The following is a 19,858-nucleotide window of genomic DNA, read 5'->3' on the forward strand; positions in this document are numbered from 1 at the left end:
ATGAGAGAAGCATTCAATTATAAACCCATAGGTGGTAAGTCTGAAGGAGAGACGAAATTATTAGAACCTCTGGGTATCAAAGCTCCCTTACTGCCAGCTAGCATACTAGGCCAAAATTGGCTGCAAATACAAATCGTTCCTATAGAATTGGTTTGTGGTGAAATCCTGGAAAATATCACGATCGCCGCATCCACATCGAAATCTCAATCCTCAGAGAGGATAATCCCGGCAGTTGCACAATCTCAAGAAAGAGCAATTGAAGTCAAACTAGAGTTAGAACTACCACAATTACCTCAAGTTTTGCAAAATTTAGCCCTCCTCAGTCCTTTGGTTATGGAATCTGACTTTCTCCAGATGCAACCTGCTACTAAAAAAAATTTAGCGCAGACTGACCAGAAGACGGTTAAGATTGTACCGGGCGATCGCTTACCTTATTCTCCCATACCTGTTTTTAGCAGTCGGCAGGAAACCAAGCCCAACTTAAAATTATCCACTTATACCACAGCACCAGAAGCTTGGTCAAGCATTACTGACTTATTAGGCAAGGTTGATAGCGCAGATATCGGAAATCAAGGTCACATCTCAGCAAATCCCTATTTGTTAAATCAGCCACCAACTAAAACTGTAATAACTCCTCAACAGCAAACGGAAACTTTTACTCAGCAAATTACTTCTTTACATCGCTCTTCGCAAAAACCAGACCAACGTAATTTAGAGCTTCTAGCTAAAGAAGTTTATGCCTTTATTCAACAGCAATTACTGATAGAGCCATTTCACAGTCAATTCTCTTCAGGCCGACTGCCTTGGTAAAGACTTTCTTACAAATGCTGCAAAAGTTTTCTAAAGGAAAATTGTATGTCACCTTCTAGTCTGGTTAAAGCCAAACTGATCGCCTGCGATCAAGGGATCGAAGATATCGAATTTATGTTCAACCCCATCCAGCTAGATTTTGGGCAAACGATTAGTTTAAACAAGAATCCCGGAGCAAGAACTGGTAGAGGATTGCCAAAAGTGACTTTTGCCCATCCAGAACCTTGTACACTTAACATCAGAGATATATTTTTCGATACGTATGAAGATGGCACCAGCGTATTAACTTACATCAGCAAATTTCAAAAAGCCATTGACTTCGCTCAAGCCGGAGACGGCAACGAGAAACGCCCACCTATATATGTATTTACTTGGGGAGATCAAAAGTACATACGTTGCTTTGTCACCAACATTAGCTACAGCTTAATGATGTTTCTGCCTGACGGTACACCAGTACGAGCCAAGCTAGATTTGACTTTAGAAGAAGTAGATGAATCAATTTCTCAACCTGGTATGGGTACTCCGGCAAATGTGAATCGTGGAGATAGCCGAAGATAGAGGCAGCTATTAAAAATTAACATCAAATAAAAACTAGGTTAAAAGAGATTGTAATGGGAACTTATATTGCAGAACCAATGTTGCAGATTGATGACAGCGATGCTTCCTCGGAATTACTTGAGGATATTCTCCAAATATCTGTTGAAGAAAGCCTGCATCAACCTGGAATGTTTACTTTAGTCATTCGCAACGATTACTTTCCTGGTCGAGAAGAGGATTCAGCTTGGCGTTACCAAGACTTATTTGCAATTGGGAAATCAGTAAAAATTGGTTTTAAATCTAGCATTACACAAGCACAAGAATTTTCGCAGCAGGAGCAAGGCTACATTCTCCAAGGGGAAATCACAGCTATAGAAACTCAGTTCAATAGTGAATCCCAAGCACCCCTAATTATTCGCGGTTATGATACATCTCACCGCTTGCATCGGGGGCGCTTGAATCGCTCTTTTCAGAATGCTAAAGACAGCGATATTGCCAAAAAAATTGCTGGGGAAGTGGGAATATCTATCGGCACTGTTGATGATAGTAGCGGTCCTCACGGTTTTGACGATCCTCCTGGATATATTTTCCAGAAAAATCAGACTAATATGGAATTTTTACACGAGAGGGCAGCCAGAATTGGCTTTGAGCTTTTCGTACAAGATAACAAACTGCACTTTCGCAAACCTATAGCAGGGGATACTTTAAACCTCAAATGGTTAAAAAATATTCACAGTTTGGCAGTACGTGTTACAAGTGCCGAACAAATAAATTCCGTCCAAGTCCGAGCTTGGGACTACAGCCAAAAGCAAGTAATTGTTTCTAATAAAAATGCGCCTCAAGTAGTTACAGAAATAGATTTTGGTAAAGGTAGTAGTACTAGTGACAGCTTTAGCGGTAAGCCGAGTTTGCCGACAATGATCATCGTTGATCGCCCGGTTTCAACTGTTGATGAAGCAGATGCGATCGCCCAAGGTGTATGTAACGAAATTGCTGGAGAATTCGTTCATGCCGATGCTAAAGGTGAAGGCAATCCTCTATTGCGAACAGGAAAAGTTGTAAAACTAGATGGAATGGGCAAATACAACGGAAGCTATTACGTTACCCAGACCCGTCACTTATATCAAGAAGGTAGTTACACGACAGAATTTACCGTCCGAGGTTTGCGAGGAAATAATTGGTTACCTCGCGTTACCCAAAGTAATTTGCAACCAGGTCAAACTCCTTTAGTGGGCATTGTTACTAACAATAACGACCCCCAAAAATGGGGTAGAGTAAAGGTAAAGTTTCCGACTCTGACTGAAGAACATGAAAGCAATTGGGCGAGAGTCGTGGGAACAGGAGCAGCAAGCGATCGCGGCTTTGACTGCCTGCCAGAGGTGAATGACGAAGTACTGGTAACTTTTGAGCATGGCGACATTCATCGCCCTTATGTAATTGGGGGAGTTTGGAACGGTAAGGATACACCACCAGAAACTGTAGAAAAATCAGTTGCTGATGGTAAAGTACGCCTCAGAACATTTAAAACTCGCTTAGGTCATAAACTGCAATTTGTGGAAGAAGATAAAGATAGCAGTAAATCTGGCTGTTACATGGAGACAACAAAAGCTCATAAATTTCACATGAATGATAGTGATAAGTTTGTGGAAACTAAAACTACAGACGGTCATTATGTGCGTTTAGACGATAAAAATAATAAGATTGAAATTCAAACAACTGGTAGTCATCAAATGCTGATGGATGACCAAAATAAAAAGATAAAAATTCAAACGAATGGCGGTCATCAAATAACGATGGATGATATTAATAAAAAAATTGAAATTCAAACCAATAACGGTCAAAAAATAACTATGAGTGATACAAGCAATAGTATTAGCGTAGATGCACTTCAAACAATTAGTATAAAAGCGCCTATGGAAATTAAATTAGAATCAGGCCCTAGCAGTATAAAAATTGCCCCCAGTGGTATTGAGATGCTAACTCCAGCCAAAGTCAGCGCTCAGGCAGGAGGAATATTAGATTTTCAAGCTGCGGGCACTGCAAGTATGAAAGCTGGAGGCGCAATGTCACTTCAGTCTGGAGCTACTGCTGCTCTAATGGCAGCTATCACTGCTAGCGTTACAGCACCTTTGATTCGACTTAATTGTTAAAAGACTTTTTACTTTTATTATGAGATAGCAATATAGAGCGTATACCTACTAATGGCTAATAGCTGAGTAGCAAAATGCAATACATAATGAACGTTTAAATCTATCAATTTACAATTAGCAAAAGGAAGATTTTAATGTTACCAGTCGCACTATTAGGGGATCTAGCTGGTGGCAGTCCGATAATTGGCCCTGGAGCACCAAATGTCCTAGTTATGGGAAGACCTATAGCTTGTATGGGAGATGCGGTAGCAGGGCCAACAATTGCCACTGGGGTATTAACTATGCCTTGTTCTGTGACTGTTCTTGCTTGCGGACGTCCCGTAGCGCACATGGGGACTATGGCTGTAGGAGTGACTCCACCAATACCAGTGGCAATATCCTTGCCTGTGATTGCAAGCGGGGTAACGGTGTTAGTTGCACCTTAATGCGCCTTAAGTAGCTTTTAAAAACCAATTGGGTTAGGACAACAACAGAAGGCATAGGTTTTTTGCTACAAGGTTGCAACCTATATCTGTCTAACGTTTCTTTCCGTTGTTATAACTCGACCTTTGGCTAATAGTCTTGACAGTTACTCTACAGTAGAGTAAACGCACAGTTAGGCATCAGAGTGACTTGCATGCCAGATGCAACTAATAATCGACAATCCCACCTGGGTACAGGATGGTCATTTCCATTACGGGTGAATGTACAGGGAAGTATCCAACTTAGTTCAGCAGAGCGAAATATTGAGGAATCTATTTGGTTGATCCTGGGTACGCAATTAGGCGAACGGGTCTATCGGCCTAACTTTGGGTCGCGTCTTTCAGAATTAACTTTCGCACCGATGAATACTCAAACTTTACTGCTGCTGCGACTCCATGTTCAGGAGGCTTTGAAAATTTGGGAGCCGCGTATTGTTGTCGATGCAGTGCGTACTGAACCTGATCCAGTTCAGGAGCGAGTAGAGATTATTTTGGAATATCACCCCAAGGGAAGCCATGATGCTCGTAGTTTGGTCTATCCCTTTTATTTGTTGCCGCGAGGGAAGTAATCATGGAATTTGATTTTCTACCCAAGTTACCGAAGTCGGATTTAGACGATCGCACTTTTAAGGACTTAGTACAAGAGTGCATTCTCCGCATTCCTCGTTACTGTCCTGAATGGACAAATTACAACCCCAGTGACCCTGGAATTACCCTGATTGAACTATTTGCTTGGTTAACAGACCAAATGATGCTGCGGTTCAATCAAGTTCCCAGACGCAATTATGTTGCTTTTTTGGAGTTACTAGGAATTCGCTTGCAAGCACCTGTACCCGCAAGAACTGACGTTACTTTTTATCTAAGTGCGGCTCTGCCTGAGACTTATACGATTCCTGAAGGAACAGAAGTAGCAACACTACGAACAGAAACCGAAGAAGCGATCGTCTTTAGCACTGATCGCCAGTTAGAAATTGGCAATCCCAGCATTCGTCATTTTCTCACGGCACAGATTGCAGAGAATTTTCCGCAAATATTGCGGGATCGCTTTACTGGATTGTGGACACTCAGTTCTGATGGCCAGTGGAGCGGCAGAGAGCTAGCATTCTTTAACGAACAACCCCATATTGGCAATTGCTTTTATCTAGTGTTCGATCCAGGACAGCCGATTAACGGCAATGTCATTGCAGTTAAATTTAAGGGAGAAGCCGCCACATCTACTGGCATCAACCCAGAAGCACCGCCGCGTCGCTGGGAAGCTTGGAATGGCAGTTATTGGGAACCAGTTTTACTGCGAGAAACAGACGATCGCACTAAAGGTTTCAGTTTCAGCGAGATAGCTCGTGCTGGTGGCAATCCGCTACAAGGTGCAGATATCGTGCTGCATATGCCCCAGTTCTGGCCGGTGACCCAGTTTTTAACTTATCAGGGTCGCTGGCTGCGCTGCATTTATACTGACCCATTACCCAATCAATCAGGCTACATTAGCTCTCCTCGAATTGTCGGCCTCTCTGTGCGCTCTATTGGCGGCAGTGTGGCAGCAAGTCAAAGCGAATTAATCGCCAATGAGCCTCTGGGAGAAAGCAATGGCAAACCTGGGCAAACATTTCAGTTAATGGGTTTTCCTGTTCTGGAGCGACGAGAAATAGAATACATCCTAGTTACTCCGCCTGGGGAAATGCCTCAAAGATGGCACGAGGTGACGGATTTTGCAAATTCAGGTCCTCAAGACCGCCACTACATCATTGACTCGCGCACCGGAACCGTGCAATTTGGCCCATTGATTCGTGAGCCGAGTCAAATTCAGCAGCAGACGCTATTGCGTGCCAGATTCCAAATGACAGAACCAGCTATAAGAGAACGCCTGCTCAACTCAGGAATAGGTGAGGAAATAGTTAACTCTTTAGAGCGGCAATATGGAGCTGTACCGCCTAGAAGTTCCTTGATTAGTATGGTTGCCTATCGTGTTGGCGGCGGTGTGAAAGGAAATGTCCAAATTGGCTCAATCAGAGTTTTGAAAAATTCTGTGCCTTACGTTGCCAGCGTTGTCAACTATAAACCCGGACGCAACGGGAAGAATACAGAATCTTTAGAAGAAGCAGCAATCCGAGTGCCAGCAATGCTTCGCACTCGCAATCGCGCTGTTACTCCTGAAGATTTTGAAGCTTTAGCCATTAAAGCATCTAGCGGCGCTATTGTCCGTGCCCGTTGCTTGCCTGCCAAAGCCAGCAGCGAAGCTGGTATAGTGCGCCTGCTGCTATTACCGCAAGCGAATACAGATGGAATTACTCGCGGTCTAGGTATGGAGCCAGAGCAATTTGCCCTCAGCTCCCAACTGACCGAGCAAATTTTTGCCTATCTCAATGAGCGGCGATTATTGGGGGTGCAGGTACGCTTGCAAGCACCAGAGTATGTGGGAGTGGCAGTACAAACTGAAGTAGCGCTAGAGCCAGAATATAGTAATTCTCGCGCCCAACAAGAAATCCTTTCAAAATTGCAAGTTGCCCTTTACCGCTTTCTCAATCCCCTGACTGGGGGACCAGAAGGCAAAGGCTGGCCATTTGGTCGGCCCGTTTATCCTTCAGATATTGTGACTTTGTTCCAGCAAATTTCTGGGGTTCGCTACTTGGGCGTAGTCCAGTTGTTCGAGTTACGCAAACAAGGTACAAACTGGGTGCGATCGCTGCCGCAAAATCCAGTCATCGATCCTGGGCCATTGGGTTTAGTTTGCTCCTGGCAGAACGCCCAACTCCGCTCCGGTCACATTATTAACTTGATTTAACCTGAAATCTAATACCTGAAAATGTCCCAAGCCCGCTCTAGTTCTTCCTTATATCTGCAACTTACTCCCATGCAGATCCCCGAAACAGCTATATCAACGGGGATAGGAGGAGCCGAGCTCCTAAGGCACGATCGCAAAGTGTCTCTGCCCCATGAACATACCCCTGCTAGTAACTCCTTGGTTTTGTACCCCGGAGAACCCAGTGAAATGGTAGTAAAAATTAAAAATCTGGGAACTCGGCTGTTGGAATTGCACCTAGAAAGTCAAGGGAATTTTCCAGCTTTTTGGTGTCGGACCCATCTGGAAGGGCAGACAATTGCGCCTGGTCAGGAGATTTATGCATTGCTATACTTCCGGGTGCCAGAAAATTTCTTTGAGTCAGATTCGTCTTTAGCTGCTGACCAGTCTTTAGTTCTCGATTATCGTAGCCGAATTGATGTTAGCTATACAGAGATAAATAGCGATCAGCAAGGGTTAGAAACTGCAAGCTTCAGCTTACATGTGCGACCGCGCAGCCTGTACCTCGATTTCTTGCCAAGCATCTACCGCGAAGCAGATTTTATCGATCGCTTTCTGCACATTTTTGAACAGGCATTTGAACCGACAGTGGAAATTCTAGATAGCTTATCGGCTTATCTAGATCCGTTAACCGCTCCAGAAGCATTGCTGCCGTTTCTAGCTTATTGGGTAGGTTGGCCGATAGACTCTCGCTGGAGTGTTATGCGCCAGCGTTATCTGATTGGTCAAGCTTTAGAGCTTTACCGTTGGCGGGGTACACGTCGCGGTTTGCGGTTATACCTGCATCTTTATACAGACTTGCCCTTAGATGAGCATCTGCCTGAAGCTCAAAAGCATATCAGTATTGAGGAAATCTTTAGTGAAGGCTTTGTTTTAAAAGGAACGCGCCTTGGAGAAAACTCGCTGTTGGGGGGTGGGCGTCCCTATCACTTCATTGTCCACCTGCGTCTCGATCCAGGTAAGCAGGTAGATCCAAGTTTGGTGCGAGAGGTGATTGAACGAGAAAAACCAGCTTTTTGCACATATGACCTCTTCATTGAACAAAGCAATTAGGAGTTGCCTACAGACTAAATTCGTCGGGCCAATCCAAAATCGTTCGACTGAGCGTTCGCGCAGCGTCTCGTAGAGAAGCCGAAGTCTAAAATCTAAAATCTAAAATCGCATGACTGAACAATTTCCCTTACCGCCGACTAAGATTCTCGAACGCTTGCTGGTTACTGACGGATTACTGATCAACGCCGATCACTGGCGAATAGCTCATGAATACCACCGTCAGCGCCAAAATATTCATTATCAATCTCTCAATCAACCAGGAATTGTTTCTGGGTTGGGGGTGCGCTTGATATCTGCTTTGGCAGAAGTTCCAGCAAATTATCGCGATCGCCGTTGGGTACAAATTCAACCTGGTATTGCTATTGATATAGTTGGCAACCCGATTATTGTGCCGCAGCCAGAAACTTATCGCATTGCCACCCAAGCACAGCAAGAAGAATCACTGACTGTATATTTGGTCCTTAGTTACGTAGACCCAGAAAGGTTGCGCCGGAAAGCAACCTCTGACATTCTCCAAGAAACTTTTCGTATTGACGAGAAGCTCACCCCCCCAGGAGAAACAGAAGTAGAATTGTGCCGGATTTTGCTCTCACCTGGAAAAGTAGAGTTGGAAAATCCCGCAGATGTGTTTTTCCCTGGTCCTAACCAGCTAGATTTGCGATATCGCCACCAGGTGCGATCGCGACCCCAAGCAACTGTGCGTGTTGCCCAAATCGCCAATAGTGCAGTAACAGAGCGCAGTGCTGACAATCTTTCTTATTTACTCCGATCTGTTTCCAGTCTTTACCCAGCATTGAATGCTCAACAAATTGGGTCAATCAACTTGGAAATTAAAGATATTGATTCTCAAATAGAAGTTTGCGATTTACTATTTCTTGCAACTTGCGAAGCATTTTCTTTAGACCAGTTAAAGTTTGCAATCCTTAAAAATTATTTAGATTCAGGAGGCGTTTTATTAATAGATACTCCAAACAATGGAGATTCCACAATTGCCAGCATCTTAGACTTGGCAGAACAGTTAGGAACTCCTTTACAAGATGTAAAAAAGATGAAACTCAATCATCCTTTGCGGACAGAACCTTTTTTATTTGCTGCCTTACCTAGTGTGAATCAAAAACAGATTAATCTAGGATACGGTGGCGGCATAATTTTAGTAGTCGGCAACCTTTCATCTGCATGGGGATTAGATGATGCGCTTTTATTATCGCGAGAAACTATCCGCGCTGCTCAAGAGATGGGAATTAATATTTTACATTTCAGTTGGAAACGACGACAAATAATGCAACTACTAAATGCTGGCACTCAAATTGCCGCATCCAGTTTCCAACTTCGTACAGATGAGAGTGTATTTAATAAATTTAATATTTAATACTGACATTAAAAAAAATATTGCAATATTCACCAAGCAAACTATTAATTAAATATTCCGTGAATCACGTTGAATATATGAATATAACAGCCCACATATAAGAAATAAAGTTAATTATCTTGAGTTCCAGGCGCGTTGGGTATATTGGTAATGGCAAATAGTATTAGTACAACAATTTCAGAACAGGTTATTAAATTTAAGCCAGGTGGAGCGCCTGCCTCTTTTAACATAACTGTGACAAATGACAGCGATCGCTTCGCTGCATTTCAATTAGAGATTATCGCTGCTGGTGCTGAGGTAATTCCCGGTCTTCGTTGGTACAGTCTTTCGCCAGAAGTAAGTGCCAAAAAACCACCAGGCGATAGCACGCGATTTACTACTATGATCACGGATAGTCCAGTTCCAGGATTTACTGGCATCATGAACCTAACTGTGCGAATTTTCTCATTGGAACTGGGAGAAGAAACAAGAGAAGTAGTACGTCTGGTTATAGAACAAAGCAAAGAACTTACACCTGTAAAATTGACTCTGCCTGTAGCACAATTTCAGGTTTTTCCTAGCTATTTGCTAGAAATTCCTGTTAGTGTCTACAATCCAAGCCAACTAACAGCTAATGTCGTCCTCAGTTTTTTGGGTGTAGGTATGAAATGGTTGGTTGACGGTAGCGAAAGACGCTTGCAAATTCCACCTGGAGGTAAAGCAGAGACAACTTTCTCATGCCAACTGCCAATTCCTAGCCAAGTTCCCAGTCAGGCATATCCCTTCACTATTGAAGCTAACCTAATTGACGGCCCTTTATCTAGTGCGACTGGAATCATCAGAGTTCTGCCTAAAGGGTTTGTAGAGTTTAGCTGCATACCTGAAGAACAGCAAATGCCGCCATCAGCTTCAGCGTGGTGGGTACTTAAGTGGAAGTGCCACTCTGCCATCTACATACTCAAATTTGACAATGCCAGCAATTTCAAACCGGATGTAACGGTGCAGGTACAACCAGAAGCCGGACAGCGCAAAAGCACTTGGGAACTTATTCCAGAGAAGGCCCAGGTCTCTCCTGGCGAAACTACAGAATTGCAGCTAGTGATAAACAAGCGCAGGCACTGGTGGGGGGGAAGCAAGAAATTGCAGTTTGAGGTCAAGGCTAGTGCGTCAGAAACGGACATAGATATCCGCAACGATACCCAATTTCTAAAACTGAATGTGCTGCCCGTTTTGCCGATTTGGATGCAACTATTGATAGGTGCAGGCTTGCTTGCACTAGCTTGGGCTTGTTCCTGGCTGAATCCTGATAACCCCTTTTTCGGTCACAACGCTCCTGTCACTTCTGTGCAATTCAATGGAATGGGGGACAAGGTGGTGAGTGGGGGTAATGACAACAAAATAATTAAGTGGGACAGTGGAGGTTTCCTCAATCCACTGATTAACCAATTCCAGGGTAACTTGGGCGACCTCGGCAAAGCAGTGCGGGTGGTTCGCTATCGCCCGGTGGACAATAATCTTTTAGCGGCAGGATTAGAAAATGGCGAGATCAGGTTATTTAATCTGGCTGGTGATGGCAACAAACCTATAGATTCTTTCTTATTTCGCAAAGATGATCGCGTATTTGCTCTAGAGTTTACTAAAGACTCGCGCTTTTTGTTTAGCGGTCACGGTAGCGGTTTAGTTTTGCAGTGGGATGTCCAAAGCAACCTGGAAAACAACGTCAGTGTTAATAACTCGCCTTTTAAACAAAAAAAATTCGATTTCGCGGTCTATGCTCTGGCTCTAGCCGGAAAAGCAAATAAAAGTCTCATGATTGGCGGTCGCTTCAACCAATTGCGGATGTGGGATTTTGCAGCTGATAAAGTCCGTTCCTTGCCTTATCAGGAAGGCAGCAAAGACGACTACATTCAAAGTTTAACAGTTGCCGCTTATAAGCCAAATTTAATGGCAACAGCCGATACTCAGGGATATATTACCTTGTGGAATCTGGATAAATGCTTGAGCAAGGATGTTAAGTGTACCATTGTTGATCGCTGGGGTAACGGTCATGGCAACAAGCCAGTGCGCTCTGTGGCTCTAAATAGAAATGGTTGCTACTTAGCTAGTGGGGGAGATGACGGGCGGGTGATGCTCTGGCCTTTAAGTGTTGGCGGCAAGCGCCACCCCCAATTTGCCAATGGTCAAGAGCTGGCTAAGTCTAAAAAACGAATCAACAGTGTCGATCTCAAAAGACAAGGCAAAGATGTCTTTGTGCTCAGTGGCGGTGATGATAAACAAGTGAGAATTAATACTACTTTACAAAGCGATACGGGCTGTAAGTAAGATTATAAGCGTCAGAGTCAAAGGAAGGTAAAAATGACGACGGCAGAGCGCCAAAGCAATCAACAAGTCAGCAGCCTAGAGATGGCTGATATTCTGGCGCTGCCTGATTCTGAGCGGCAGATTGTGCTATGGATGCTGCAAACAGCAGAAGCAGTCAGCTTGTCTGAAGTGGCAGCTTATATCGGTGAAGATAAGGAAGTTACCTTCACCATGCTTGACTATTTACTACAACGCAGTTTTCTTCAGTTGTTGTCAGGGGAAGGCGAACCAAGCTACAGAATTCGCTTTCGCCACCAAACTTCCAGCGAAGACGTTACTGCTCAACTATCTCCAGGTTTGCCTTTAGCGCTGATAGTCAATCCTTCTGGCGCTCAAACAGTTGTCGCTGGGTCTACCTTTGAACTCTGCGTCACTGTTATCAACAAAGGAAATCAAAGCGCCTTGATTGATCTCTTTCTTGATGAAAGCTCTCATACCGTGCGCCAATGGTGTGCTGAACCTAACAAGCGGTTAGCTTTAGACTCGAACAGTAGTAGCGAAGTAATCTTCGAGTTTCAGGTGCCTGTGCAAACGTTATTAGGTATATACAATTACACTCTTGTAGTCGATGCACCACAGCACTACCCAGAAGATACTCCTATACCGCACTTGCAGCGACTGCAAGTTTTGCTCCCAGTTGAAAGTGCCGTTCTAGTTAATGATCCTACCTTTACGCTGCAACCAGTCACGACTTCTCAAACACCTGCTGCTGTGCGATCGGGAGAATCGTTTTCTGTAAATGTCAGCGTTTATAACCGCTCTGACCGGGTAGACCGTTTTCACATCACTTGCCCAGACATCCTAGAAAGTTGGTATAAGGTCATATATCCCCAAGGATTGGAACAAATCGGGATGACGATAGCCCCGCATTCCTTAGACCTCAATCCAGGCGCTAGGGGTGATATCCTATTGCTGCTTACTCCCCCGTTTGATGCTGTCGCTGGAACTTATTTTCCGACCGTCCGGTTGTATTCTACCAACAATCCATATTTGATACTGCTGGATGTTGTGTATTTGCAAGTTCTTCCGGTTTATCTGATAAATGCAGAATTCTTGATATTAAGAAGCAGGGTAAGAAATCAGGAAGGTATATTTCAGCTAAAGTTGAGCAATGCTGGCAACACAACGCGGGAAGTTTTTATCCGTACACAAACTGCTGATGAAAAGGAGCTTTGCACTTACACTGTAGAGCCAAATTGGGTGCGCTTATTGCCAAAAAGTTCAACTAATATTGATTTACGGGTCAAACCTAATAAATGGTGGCGCAGACCTATCTACGGAGCGCCGGAGCTAATCGAGTTTCGAGTTGAACTTGAAGATACCGAGCAGTTGCCGGTGCCTAATTATATTCCTCAAGGAACTTTAATTTGGGAGCCGCGCCCTTGGTGGCAGTTCCTGCCTTTATTTATAGCAGGAGTCGCAACTCTAGTAGCGATCGCTTTCTTGATTTGGTGGATATTTTTTAAACCGCCTGCTCAACCCAAAATTGTGGAATTTGCTTCTGCAAACAATTTATATCAAGAAGTTAATAATGACTTCATTCGCCTAAATTGGCAAATCCGCAATCCGCAGCAAATTTATCTATTGACTATAACGGGTCAGTCAGCTGACGGTACTGCTTCTGTAGCGCCGATAGTTTACGACTTTAAGCAAGGTCTACCTGATGAACTCAAAGAATTTTGCAGTTTCCGCTCAGTACTAATTTGTCAGAATGTGCGTACAGATGCAAGTCTTGCAGGGGAATATATTTTTGATCTCAAAGTTTTTTCTAAAAAGAACAAAGAAACAGTAGCGGATTCATTGAAGACCAATCCCATAAAAATTGCCCCATTACCCATACCAAAAATCATTGAATTTAGTTCTGCTCAACCAATATATGAAGAAGCGATATTAAATCCCAGACCTATTGTTAAAGTAGCGAAAAGCAAAAAAAATCAGTTTACAAATATAAATAATAGTATTTTATTGAATTGGAAAATTAGTAATCCAGAACAGGTCAATCAACTAAATATTATTGCTAAAGCAGTTGATGGGACTAATATTCCAGTTAAATTATATGACTTTAGCCAAGGAGTTGACCGTAACCTTAAGCAATTCTGCAAAATAGGAGATACGTTAATCTGTAAAAATGTTCATACAGGAATTAAAGACAGGGGAAATTATACATTTACATTGATAGTTTCATCGCAAAAATGGCAAGAAAAACCTTCTGATTTGAAAAGAATAGATAATATTCAGATTAAACCTCAGCCACCTCAAATTGTGGAATTTAAGGTTAATGGTAAAGATGCTTCAGCAAAATATTTAATCCCAATTGGTGGTGTAAATGCAGCGAAAAATATGAATATATCTTGGAAGGTAGAAGGTGGAAAAGATGTGAAAGTAGAGCTACTGCCTGCACCTGGAAGTGTGCCTTTATCGGGTAGGGCATCTTATCCCCTTGGTGACAAGGCGGGTAGTTTCACGATGACACTGCAAGTCAAAAGTTCAACTGTCGAACCAATTACTAGATCTGTAACAATCGAAACTTTCGCTTTGCCAATTCTTGCACCACCAACAATTAAAACTTTTGCTTTGCCGCAATCGCTGAAACAGCCAACTTTGCTGGTTCCCACGTCACCAAGCGCGGCAAGTACAGTGCCGCCAACACCCCCAGGAGGGAAAGCTGGGGCATCAGATGCAAACTCAAGCTCGCAGCCAGCGCCTAATTCTGGCGCAGCACCGCCTCCTACTGTCGGTTCGCCTACACCTTCGGAACCAGATTTGCTTTCTCCCTCTGAATTACCACCTAAATTTGATTAACAAAATTAGAAAAAATTCTAACTTTTGGCTAGATAATGAAAAATATATTGAAATTGATTAGTTTAACTAAAGAAAAGATCAAAGGTAAGGCTTTTTTATTTTGGCTCTTGTCTGTTTTAGTTGTTAATTTTTGTCACAATGAATCGGTATTAGCTCAAGAGGAGTTAAAAGACTTTGATTACTGGGCGAGTTTGTGCGATTTGCTTGGCAGTGAAAACAAATATACCGATGCGATCGCAGCTTGCGATCGCGCTCTCGGATTGAATCCCAAAAATCCGAAAATTTGGACGGCGCGGATTGAACCACTACTGAATTTAGGCAAGTACCCAGAGGCAATTGTTTCTGCTAATAGGGCGATTAATTTCAAAGCTGATTATTCATTAGCTTGGGTTTACCTCTGCCAAGCTTTTTCTGGATTGGGTAAATATGAAGAAGCGAGTGCAGCTTGCGATCGCGCCCTGCAAGGAGATGGCAATTGGGGTAAAGAAACAGCAGCATTAGGTTGGTATCTCAAGGGCGCAGCTTTAGAAAAATCGGGCAAACTTGAAGATGCGATCATGGCTTACGATCACGCCCTAGTTGTTAACCCCGATTTTTCTTTAGCCATGACTAGCCTATGCCTTGCTTTCTCGAAATTAGGTAAATACAAACAAGCGATCGCAGCTTGCGAGTTGGCGCTGAAAATTAACAAAAATTGGGGCAAAGCCACACCAGCACTGGCTTGGTACAACAAAGGATTGAATCTACGAAAGTCAGGCAAGTATGAAGCCGCCCTCGCCTCATACAACCAAGCGATCGCCATTAAGATTGATGATGCCTCTACCTGGGCAGAACATGGCTTTGTGCTAGGGATTTTAGGAAAGTATAGTCAAGCACTTCTTTCTTATGAGTGGGCATTAAAAATTAAACCCGATTACTCTCTAGCTTTAGCCAATCAGTGTACAGCCTTAAATCGGGTTGGCAATTATAAAGATGCCCTCGCTGCCTGTGATAAAGCGCTGCTTGGCGATGGTAACTGGGGGGATTTCACCCCGGCTATTGCCTGGAACCAGAGAGGGAATGCGCTAATTGGTGATGGTAAATACGAAGAAGCCCTAGCTTCGATTGAACGGGCAATCGGCTTAAAAATTGATTATGCCGAAGCTTGGAACAATCGCAGCGTTGCCCATTGGTATTTGGGTAGATTTCAAGATGCCTTGGCTTCTAGCGATCGCGCTATAAAACTAAATCCTAACTACTCGATGGGTTGGTTCAATAGAGCCAGAATCCTCAGAACTCTAAAACAGTATCCATTGGCCTTAGCAGCTTACGATCGGGCGCTGGCAGGGGATGCGAAGTCAGGCGATAACCTAACCCTGGCAGATATCTGGGCAAACCGCAGCGTCGTACTGTGGTATTTAGGACGACAACCTGAAGCCCTGGCTTCTAGCGATCGTGCTGTCAGCATCAGTCCCGATCTATTTCAGGCATGGTATAACCGAGGTGTAATTTTATCGGAGTTGAAACGCTATCAAGAAGCGCTGACAGCTTATAATCGGGCAAATGCTATCAAAGAAAACGATCCTAGTGTCTTGGTAGGTAAAGGTATAGCCTTAATGAAATTAAACAATGAGGTTGATGCGATCGCTAGTTTTGATGCTGCTTTAAAAATTGACGGGAACAATATTGTCGCGCAGCAAAACAAAGAGTTTGTCCTACATAAGTTAGAACAAAAAAAGATACCAACACCGCCAAATATCCAAATAAAAAAACCTTATAGAAATCCTATTTGATTTTTGAATAAGCTCCGTACATCTGTAGAGTGTCAAAATCAAAGGTAGTGTGTCTATGGACTTCCAAGGAATAAATTACTCAGAAAAATCATAAGTTGATATCCAAACCATAATGATAATCATTCTGAGGGGGGGGTGAGTGGTGATTGCCGTCGGCAACCACCACTCACCCCCTCAAACACTCAATAGAGAACTCTGCACTCTTTTGATGAGTTTTTAACTTTGAACGCTCTAAGTGTAGTGCTGCTATAGTTTCCCATAATTGAAGAAGTGATTGCCAGGCAAATCAAATCCGGGTCACAAGTGATTATTGCACTGGATAGAACACAATGGAAAGAAAACAACGTATTAATGGTGAGTGTAATTTACCAAAAAATAGCATGGCCAATATATTGGTGCTTGTTAGAGAAAGATGGGTGCAGTAACTTACAAGAGCAACAAAAAGTTTTACGCCCAGTAATTCGGTTGTTAAAGAAGTACAAATTAGTGATTATTGGAGACAGAGAGTTTCATAGCATAGAATTAGCTGATTGGTTACATAGACAGCATCTCAGTTTTGTATTTTGCCAAAAAAAGGACACTACTTTTCCTGAAAGAGGTAAAAGATTTCAGTCTTTGGATAGCATTGAAATTTATCCAGGGTGTCGCCAGTTTTATTCCGAAGTTAATTTTACTCAAAAACGAGGTTTTGGTCGCTTAAATTTAGCCATTTATTGGAAAAGAAAATATCGAGGTAAGCAAGAGAAGTCAGCTTGGTCTTTATTAACCAATCTGCCTGATTTAGGGGTGCGAGTAGTAATGGAACAGAAAACCGGGATAAGAAAAAATCTTGGAAAATTAACTGTTCAGCCATGTATATACATGATAAAATCACATTGGCATGTATAACTTGCGGATATGGATCAATATTCAGGGACTAGACAAAAATCTCAAAGACAACCACGTACATCAGATGGTAAATTTGAAACAGATTATGGGGATTCACCAAAATGTTTAAGGTCTATTCGCTTAACGGATGAAGCATGGGAAAAACTGCTGGAAATAGGAAACAAAAATCAAGTAACCAGAAGCGAAGTGATAGAAATTTTCGCTCGTGGGGGCGATTTATATTAAGTGTTATCCCCGTTTTTCGTTAAAAATATCGTACTATTTAGAACAAAAAAATGAGGAATTATATTTTGACAATAAATAGTATGGTGTTAATTGTTACATAAATACTCGTTGAATTTTTAAGTGAAGAACAAGAAAAAAGATATGGTTGCTATGCGGGAGAACCGTCACCCGAACAATTGGCAAAGTACTTTTATCTAGATAATGTAGACTTTAAGTTAATCAACTCTCGACGCGGCAATCATAACCGTTTGGGTTTGGCGTTACAATTATGTAGGGTGCGTTTTTTAGGTACGTTTTTAACTGACCTGACCGATGTACCAACAGTTGCGATTGAGTTTTTAGCCAAACAATTAGGGATCAATGATATAACTTGTTTGTCACGTTACGGCAGTTCAGAAACCAGATGGGAGCATACGACATTAATCAAACAACGCTACTTTTACCAAGATTTTCATGCTCAACCATGCCATTGGAAATTGGTACGTTGGTTGTATCAAAGGTCTAGCCTTGGTACGGAATCTCAAAGTCTTTTATTTGACCTAACTACTGCTCGACTGGTAGAAAGAAAAATTCTTTTACCAGGTGTAAGTGTTCTGGCGCGGTTAGTTGCATCTGTTAGGGAACGAGCAGCCAATCGTTTGTGGAATATTTTATCTAAACTCCCGTCGAAACAACAAATTGTTGCTTTAGAAAAGTTACTATTGACCCAAGTTGCTTGTTACTTCTGGGCCTACGCTTGGCACAGGCGTGTCGGGCGACTTTTCATAATAAAATCCCCTCCAAGCAGAAAAAATGGAGGGGAATATGCTAAACGAAATAATTACCGTTTATACTATCATCGACGACTTGTTGAAAGCCATTGGTCATGATGAAGATTGTCGCAGAGAGATGAGCGATGCAGAAATCGCTACAACGGGGATAATTGTGGCAATGTTTTTCAATGGCAATCATTGCAAAGCTTGTAACTATATGAAAGACCATAATTTCATATCAAACATGTTAGATAAATCACGATTTAACAGGCGATTACACGGTATTTCGATGTTAATGAATGACCTCTTTCATCAAGTGGGAATGATACTAAAAAAAACTAGTGATTCTACCGAATATCTTTTAGACTTTTTTCCAGTGCCAATGTGCGATAACATTCGTATCTTTAATGTGAAGTTAATTAAGTCAGAAGATTTAGGTAGAAATTGTGATATTTAAATAAAAAGTTGACAAGCGATCGCATTGGGCTGTGCATATTTGCTGTTTGTTCGAAAAAGGCAAGCGGGCCATCCTTAACAAACAAAATTTCTTCCAGCAAAGCTGGCTTTATTTTAAGGATGAGTCGAATGAAGTGAACTAGGATAATCTGCTCTAACGTAGTCATCAAATATCCTAAAATACCTCCAGCGCCTAACTCTTCATCAATAGCTTCATGTAGCCTGAATACATCTGTTAAAAAAATTTCAGTGCCGCAATGATTACAGAAAAAAGTATAGTCATTGGTCATTTTTTCTAGGTGAAGGGGAATACCTGTATTTCTGCAAACTGGGCAGCTTGCTAAATTCTTAGTTGTTAAACTTATATCATATTCCTGAAAGATGAACCATCTTAGTGTTGCAATCAATTCCTCATTGCCTATCTTCTGGCAGAAAAAGTTATGAATAGTTCTACGTACTGAGTTTACAAGTGTACTTTCATTTTTAAATTGGGCGTTGCTGAATCCAAGTATGAATCATGCGATTGTCTCAAGCTTGCGGGCGCGTAGCGCCCACAGCACTACGGAACCGTATTTGAGATAATGTATTACTAATCGAATAGATAGCTTAAGCATTTCCTCGGACTTGGAGTAACACTCATGTTTTCCGATGTAGTCTTGCCAAATAATGCCTAAAACGGCTATTTTCGCAGATCACGAGTCTCATATAAGTCTTACTAACAATATAATCTTCATTGCTGATAAAACCAGGGTAAACTGCGGAGCCTCGTGTCACATAAAAATAAGGATGCCAACAGCTTATAATTTGCCACAAAAGCTTAAATGTTTTGGAACTGCGGTCTTTTAAAACCCAAGCTATAACTCCCGGATTATGCTCCTACAACTGCTGTCCACAACCAATGAGTGTTTTTTTTTACCTACAAAAGTTTCGAGTTGATCAACTTGAGTAATTTCTGGTATTTGATTATATTCAGGTGAATTAGGCAAGGTATTTCCCAGAGTTCTCACCCAATTTATTACAGTCGTATGATAGCGAAGCGTAAAGCCTTCTCTACGAGAGGCTGCGCCAACGGCATAGCTTCTCTACCAGACGCTACGCGAACGCTTAGAGCGAGTCTGCGAGCGTCGTCTGTACTTTCTTTACTCGCTCAATGTTTGCGCTGGCTGGCATGATAGTTTTACACAGCGTCTTTATTTTTATCCAGAAATAGCTTACAAAAACCGTTATCCAGAATTTGATGAATGGTATACACCCCTAGAGTTCCCACCACAAAAGCAAGAACTATTTCATGCTTGGCAAGAAGGGTTAACAGGCTTTCCCCTGGTAGATGCCAGTATGCGGCAACTAAAAACAGGACTTACGCAACTGTCACAAGCAATGGCGCGGTTACACCGCGCCGCGCGCCAAACAATTAAGCGACAAACATAGGAACATCCGGACGTTTTA

At 42.5% G+C, this 19,858-nt stretch carries 16 protein-coding genes and 2 pseudogenes; 16 read left to right on the forward strand and 2 right to left on the reverse strand.

The window, feature by feature from the left end; all coding sequences use genetic code 11:
- The 15 genes and pseudogenes from V7L20_RS16850 to V7L20_RS32685 form a co-directional block, all read left to right on the forward strand.
- Positions 1 to 810 (forward strand): hypothetical protein, encoded by an 810-nt coding sequence (locus V7L20_RS16850; RefSeq protein ID WP_334745179.1) that lies wholly within the window; start codon positions 1 to 3, stop codon positions 808 to 810.
- A gap of 45 nt (positions 811 to 855) precedes the next feature.
- Positions 856 to 1,368: a CIS tube protein gene (locus V7L20_RS16855; protein ID WP_334745180.1), complete on the forward strand. Its 513-nt coding sequence runs from the start codon at positions 856 to 858 to the stop codon at positions 1,366 to 1,368.
- 53 nt (positions 1,369 to 1,421) lie between these two features.
- The gene (locus tag V7L20_RS16860) at positions 1,422 to 3,497 is read left to right on the forward strand and encodes a VgrG-related protein (protein WP_334745181.1); all 2,076 of its coding nucleotides are present in this window, start codon (positions 1,422 to 1,424) and stop codon (positions 3,495 to 3,497) included.
- Between the two features lie 134 nt (positions 3,498 to 3,631).
- Positions 3,632 to 3,922: a PAAR domain-containing protein gene (locus V7L20_RS16865; RefSeq protein ID WP_334745182.1), complete on the forward strand. Its 291-nt coding sequence runs from the start codon at positions 3,632 to 3,634 to the stop codon at positions 3,920 to 3,922.
- Positions 3,923 to 4,113: 191 nt separating this feature from the next.
- Positions 4,114 to 4,527 carry a GPW/gp25 family protein gene (locus V7L20_RS16870; protein ID WP_334745183.1) on the forward strand — a complete coding sequence of 138 codons (414 nt, stop codon included), beginning with the start codon at positions 4,114 to 4,116 and terminating at the stop codon, positions 4,525 to 4,527.
- A gap of 2 nt (positions 4,528 to 4,529) precedes the next feature.
- Entirely contained in the window at positions 4,530 to 6,737 is a 2,208-nt protein-coding gene (locus V7L20_RS16875; protein WP_334745184.1) for a putative baseplate assembly protein, read from the forward strand.
- A gap of 21 nt (positions 6,738 to 6,758) precedes the next feature.
- Positions 6,759 to 7,808: a phage tail protein gene (locus tag V7L20_RS16880; RefSeq protein ID WP_334745185.1), complete on the forward strand. Its 1,050-nt coding sequence runs from the start codon at positions 6,759 to 6,761 to the stop codon at positions 7,806 to 7,808.
- 109 nt (positions 7,809 to 7,917) lie between these two features.
- A complete protein-coding gene (locus V7L20_RS16885; RefSeq protein ID WP_334745186.1) occupies positions 7,918 to 9,177 on the forward strand; it encodes a DUF4159 domain-containing protein in 1,260 nt (419 codons plus the stop codon).
- 150 nt (positions 9,178 to 9,327) lie between these two features.
- Complete coding sequence (locus V7L20_RS16890; protein WP_334745187.1) at positions 9,328 to 11,478, forward strand: hypothetical protein; 2,151 nt, start codon at positions 9,328 to 9,330, stop codon at positions 11,476 to 11,478.
- A 33-nt stretch (positions 11,479 to 11,511) separates the two neighbouring features.
- Positions 11,512 to 14,319: a COG1470 family protein gene (locus V7L20_RS16895; RefSeq protein ID WP_334745188.1), complete on the forward strand. Its 2,808-nt coding sequence runs from the start codon at positions 11,512 to 11,514 to the stop codon at positions 14,317 to 14,319.
- A 47-nt stretch (positions 14,320 to 14,366) separates the two neighbouring features.
- On the forward strand, positions 14,367 to 16,091 hold the full coding sequence (locus V7L20_RS16900; RefSeq protein WP_334745189.1) for a tetratricopeptide repeat protein: 1,725 nt from the start codon (positions 14,367 to 14,369) through the stop codon (positions 16,089 to 16,091).
- A gap of 303 nt (positions 16,092 to 16,394) precedes the next feature.
- On the forward strand, positions 16,395 to 16,979 hold the full coding sequence (locus V7L20_RS16905; protein ID WP_334745190.1) for a hypothetical protein: 585 nt from the start codon (positions 16,395 to 16,397) through the stop codon (positions 16,977 to 16,979).
- Positions 16,980 to 16,988: 9 nt separating this feature from the next.
- Positions 16,989 to 17,204 carry a transcriptional regulator gene (locus V7L20_RS16910; RefSeq protein WP_334745191.1) on the forward strand — a complete coding sequence of 72 codons (216 nt, stop codon included), beginning with the start codon at positions 16,989 to 16,991 and terminating at the stop codon, positions 17,202 to 17,204.
- A 101-nt stretch (positions 17,205 to 17,305) separates the two neighbouring features.
- Positions 17,306 to 18,073, forward strand: coding sequence for a DUF4158 domain-containing protein (locus V7L20_RS16915; protein ID WP_334745202.1), 768 nt, complete (start codon positions 17,306 to 17,308; stop codon positions 18,071 to 18,073).
- Positions 18,009 to 18,389: pseudogene (locus V7L20_RS32685) on the forward strand (IS982 family transposase); the annotation flags it as partial. The gene V7L20_RS16915 and the pseudogene V7L20_RS32685, both read left to right, overlap by 65 nt.
- Here the strand turns inward: V7L20_RS32685 and V7L20_RS16920 are convergent.
- Together V7L20_RS16920 and V7L20_RS32690 are read right to left on the reverse strand one after the other, a co-directional pair.
- Positions 18,376 to 18,819, reverse strand: a complete 444-nt coding sequence (locus tag V7L20_RS16920) for a hypothetical protein (protein ID WP_334745192.1) — start codon at positions 18,817 to 18,819, stop codon at positions 18,376 to 18,378. The pseudogene V7L20_RS32685 and the gene V7L20_RS16920 sit on opposite strands and share 14 nt — an antisense overlap.
- 108 nt (positions 18,820 to 18,927) lie before the next feature.
- Positions 18,928 to 19,443 (reverse strand): annotated as a pseudogene (locus V7L20_RS32690) (IS1 family transposase); the annotation flags it as partial.
- 97 nt (positions 19,444 to 19,540) lie between these two features.
- Here V7L20_RS32690 and V7L20_RS16925 point away from each other — a divergent pair.
- Positions 19,541 to 19,840, forward strand: coding sequence for an FAD-binding domain-containing protein (locus V7L20_RS16925; protein ID WP_334745203.1), 300 nt, complete (start codon positions 19,541 to 19,543; stop codon positions 19,838 to 19,840).
- The last annotated feature ends 18 nt before the right edge of the window (positions 19,841 to 19,858 follow it).

It is taken from the genome of Nostoc sp. (assembly GCF_036916735.1).
Taxonomy (GTDB): domain Bacteria; phylum Cyanobacteriota; class Cyanobacteriia; order Cyanobacteriales; family Nostocaceae; genus Nostoc.

Excerpts from the sequence above, each read along its gene's own strand:
- V7L20_RS16910 (WP_334745191.1), top strand. The coding sequence starts at position 16,989 with ATGGATCAATATTCAGGGACTAGACAAAAATCTCAAAGACAACCACGT.
- V7L20_RS16890 (WP_334745187.1), top strand. The coding sequence starts at position 9,328 with ATGGCAAATAGTATTAGTACAACAATTTCAGAACAGGTTATTAAATTT.
- V7L20_RS16870 (WP_334745183.1), top strand. The coding sequence starts at position 4,114 with ATGCCAGATGCAACTAATAATCGACAATCCCACCTGGGTACAGGATGG.
- V7L20_RS16850 (WP_334745179.1), top strand. The coding sequence starts at position 1 with ATGAGAGAAGCATTCAATTATAAACCCATAGGTGGTAAGTCTGAAGGA.
- V7L20_RS16895 (WP_334745188.1), top strand. The coding sequence starts at position 11,512 with ATGACGACGGCAGAGCGCCAAAGCAATCAACAAGTCAGCAGCCTAGAG.
- V7L20_RS16860 (WP_334745181.1), top strand. The coding sequence starts at position 1,422 with ATGGGAACTTATATTGCAGAACCAATGTTGCAGATTGATGACAGCGAT.
- V7L20_RS16875 (WP_334745184.1), top strand. The coding sequence starts at position 4,530 with ATGGAATTTGATTTTCTACCCAAGTTACCGAAGTCGGATTTAGACGAT.
- V7L20_RS16855 (WP_334745180.1), top strand. The coding sequence starts at position 856 with ATGTCACCTTCTAGTCTGGTTAAAGCCAAACTGATCGCCTGCGATCAA.
- V7L20_RS16865 (WP_334745182.1), top strand. The coding sequence starts at position 3,632 with ATGTTACCAGTCGCACTATTAGGGGATCTAGCTGGTGGCAGTCCGATA.
- V7L20_RS16885 (WP_334745186.1), top strand. The coding sequence starts at position 7,918 with ATGACTGAACAATTTCCCTTACCGCCGACTAAGATTCTCGAACGCTTG.
- V7L20_RS16880 (WP_334745185.1), top strand. The coding sequence starts at position 6,759 with ATGTCCCAAGCCCGCTCTAGTTCTTCCTTATATCTGCAACTTACTCCC.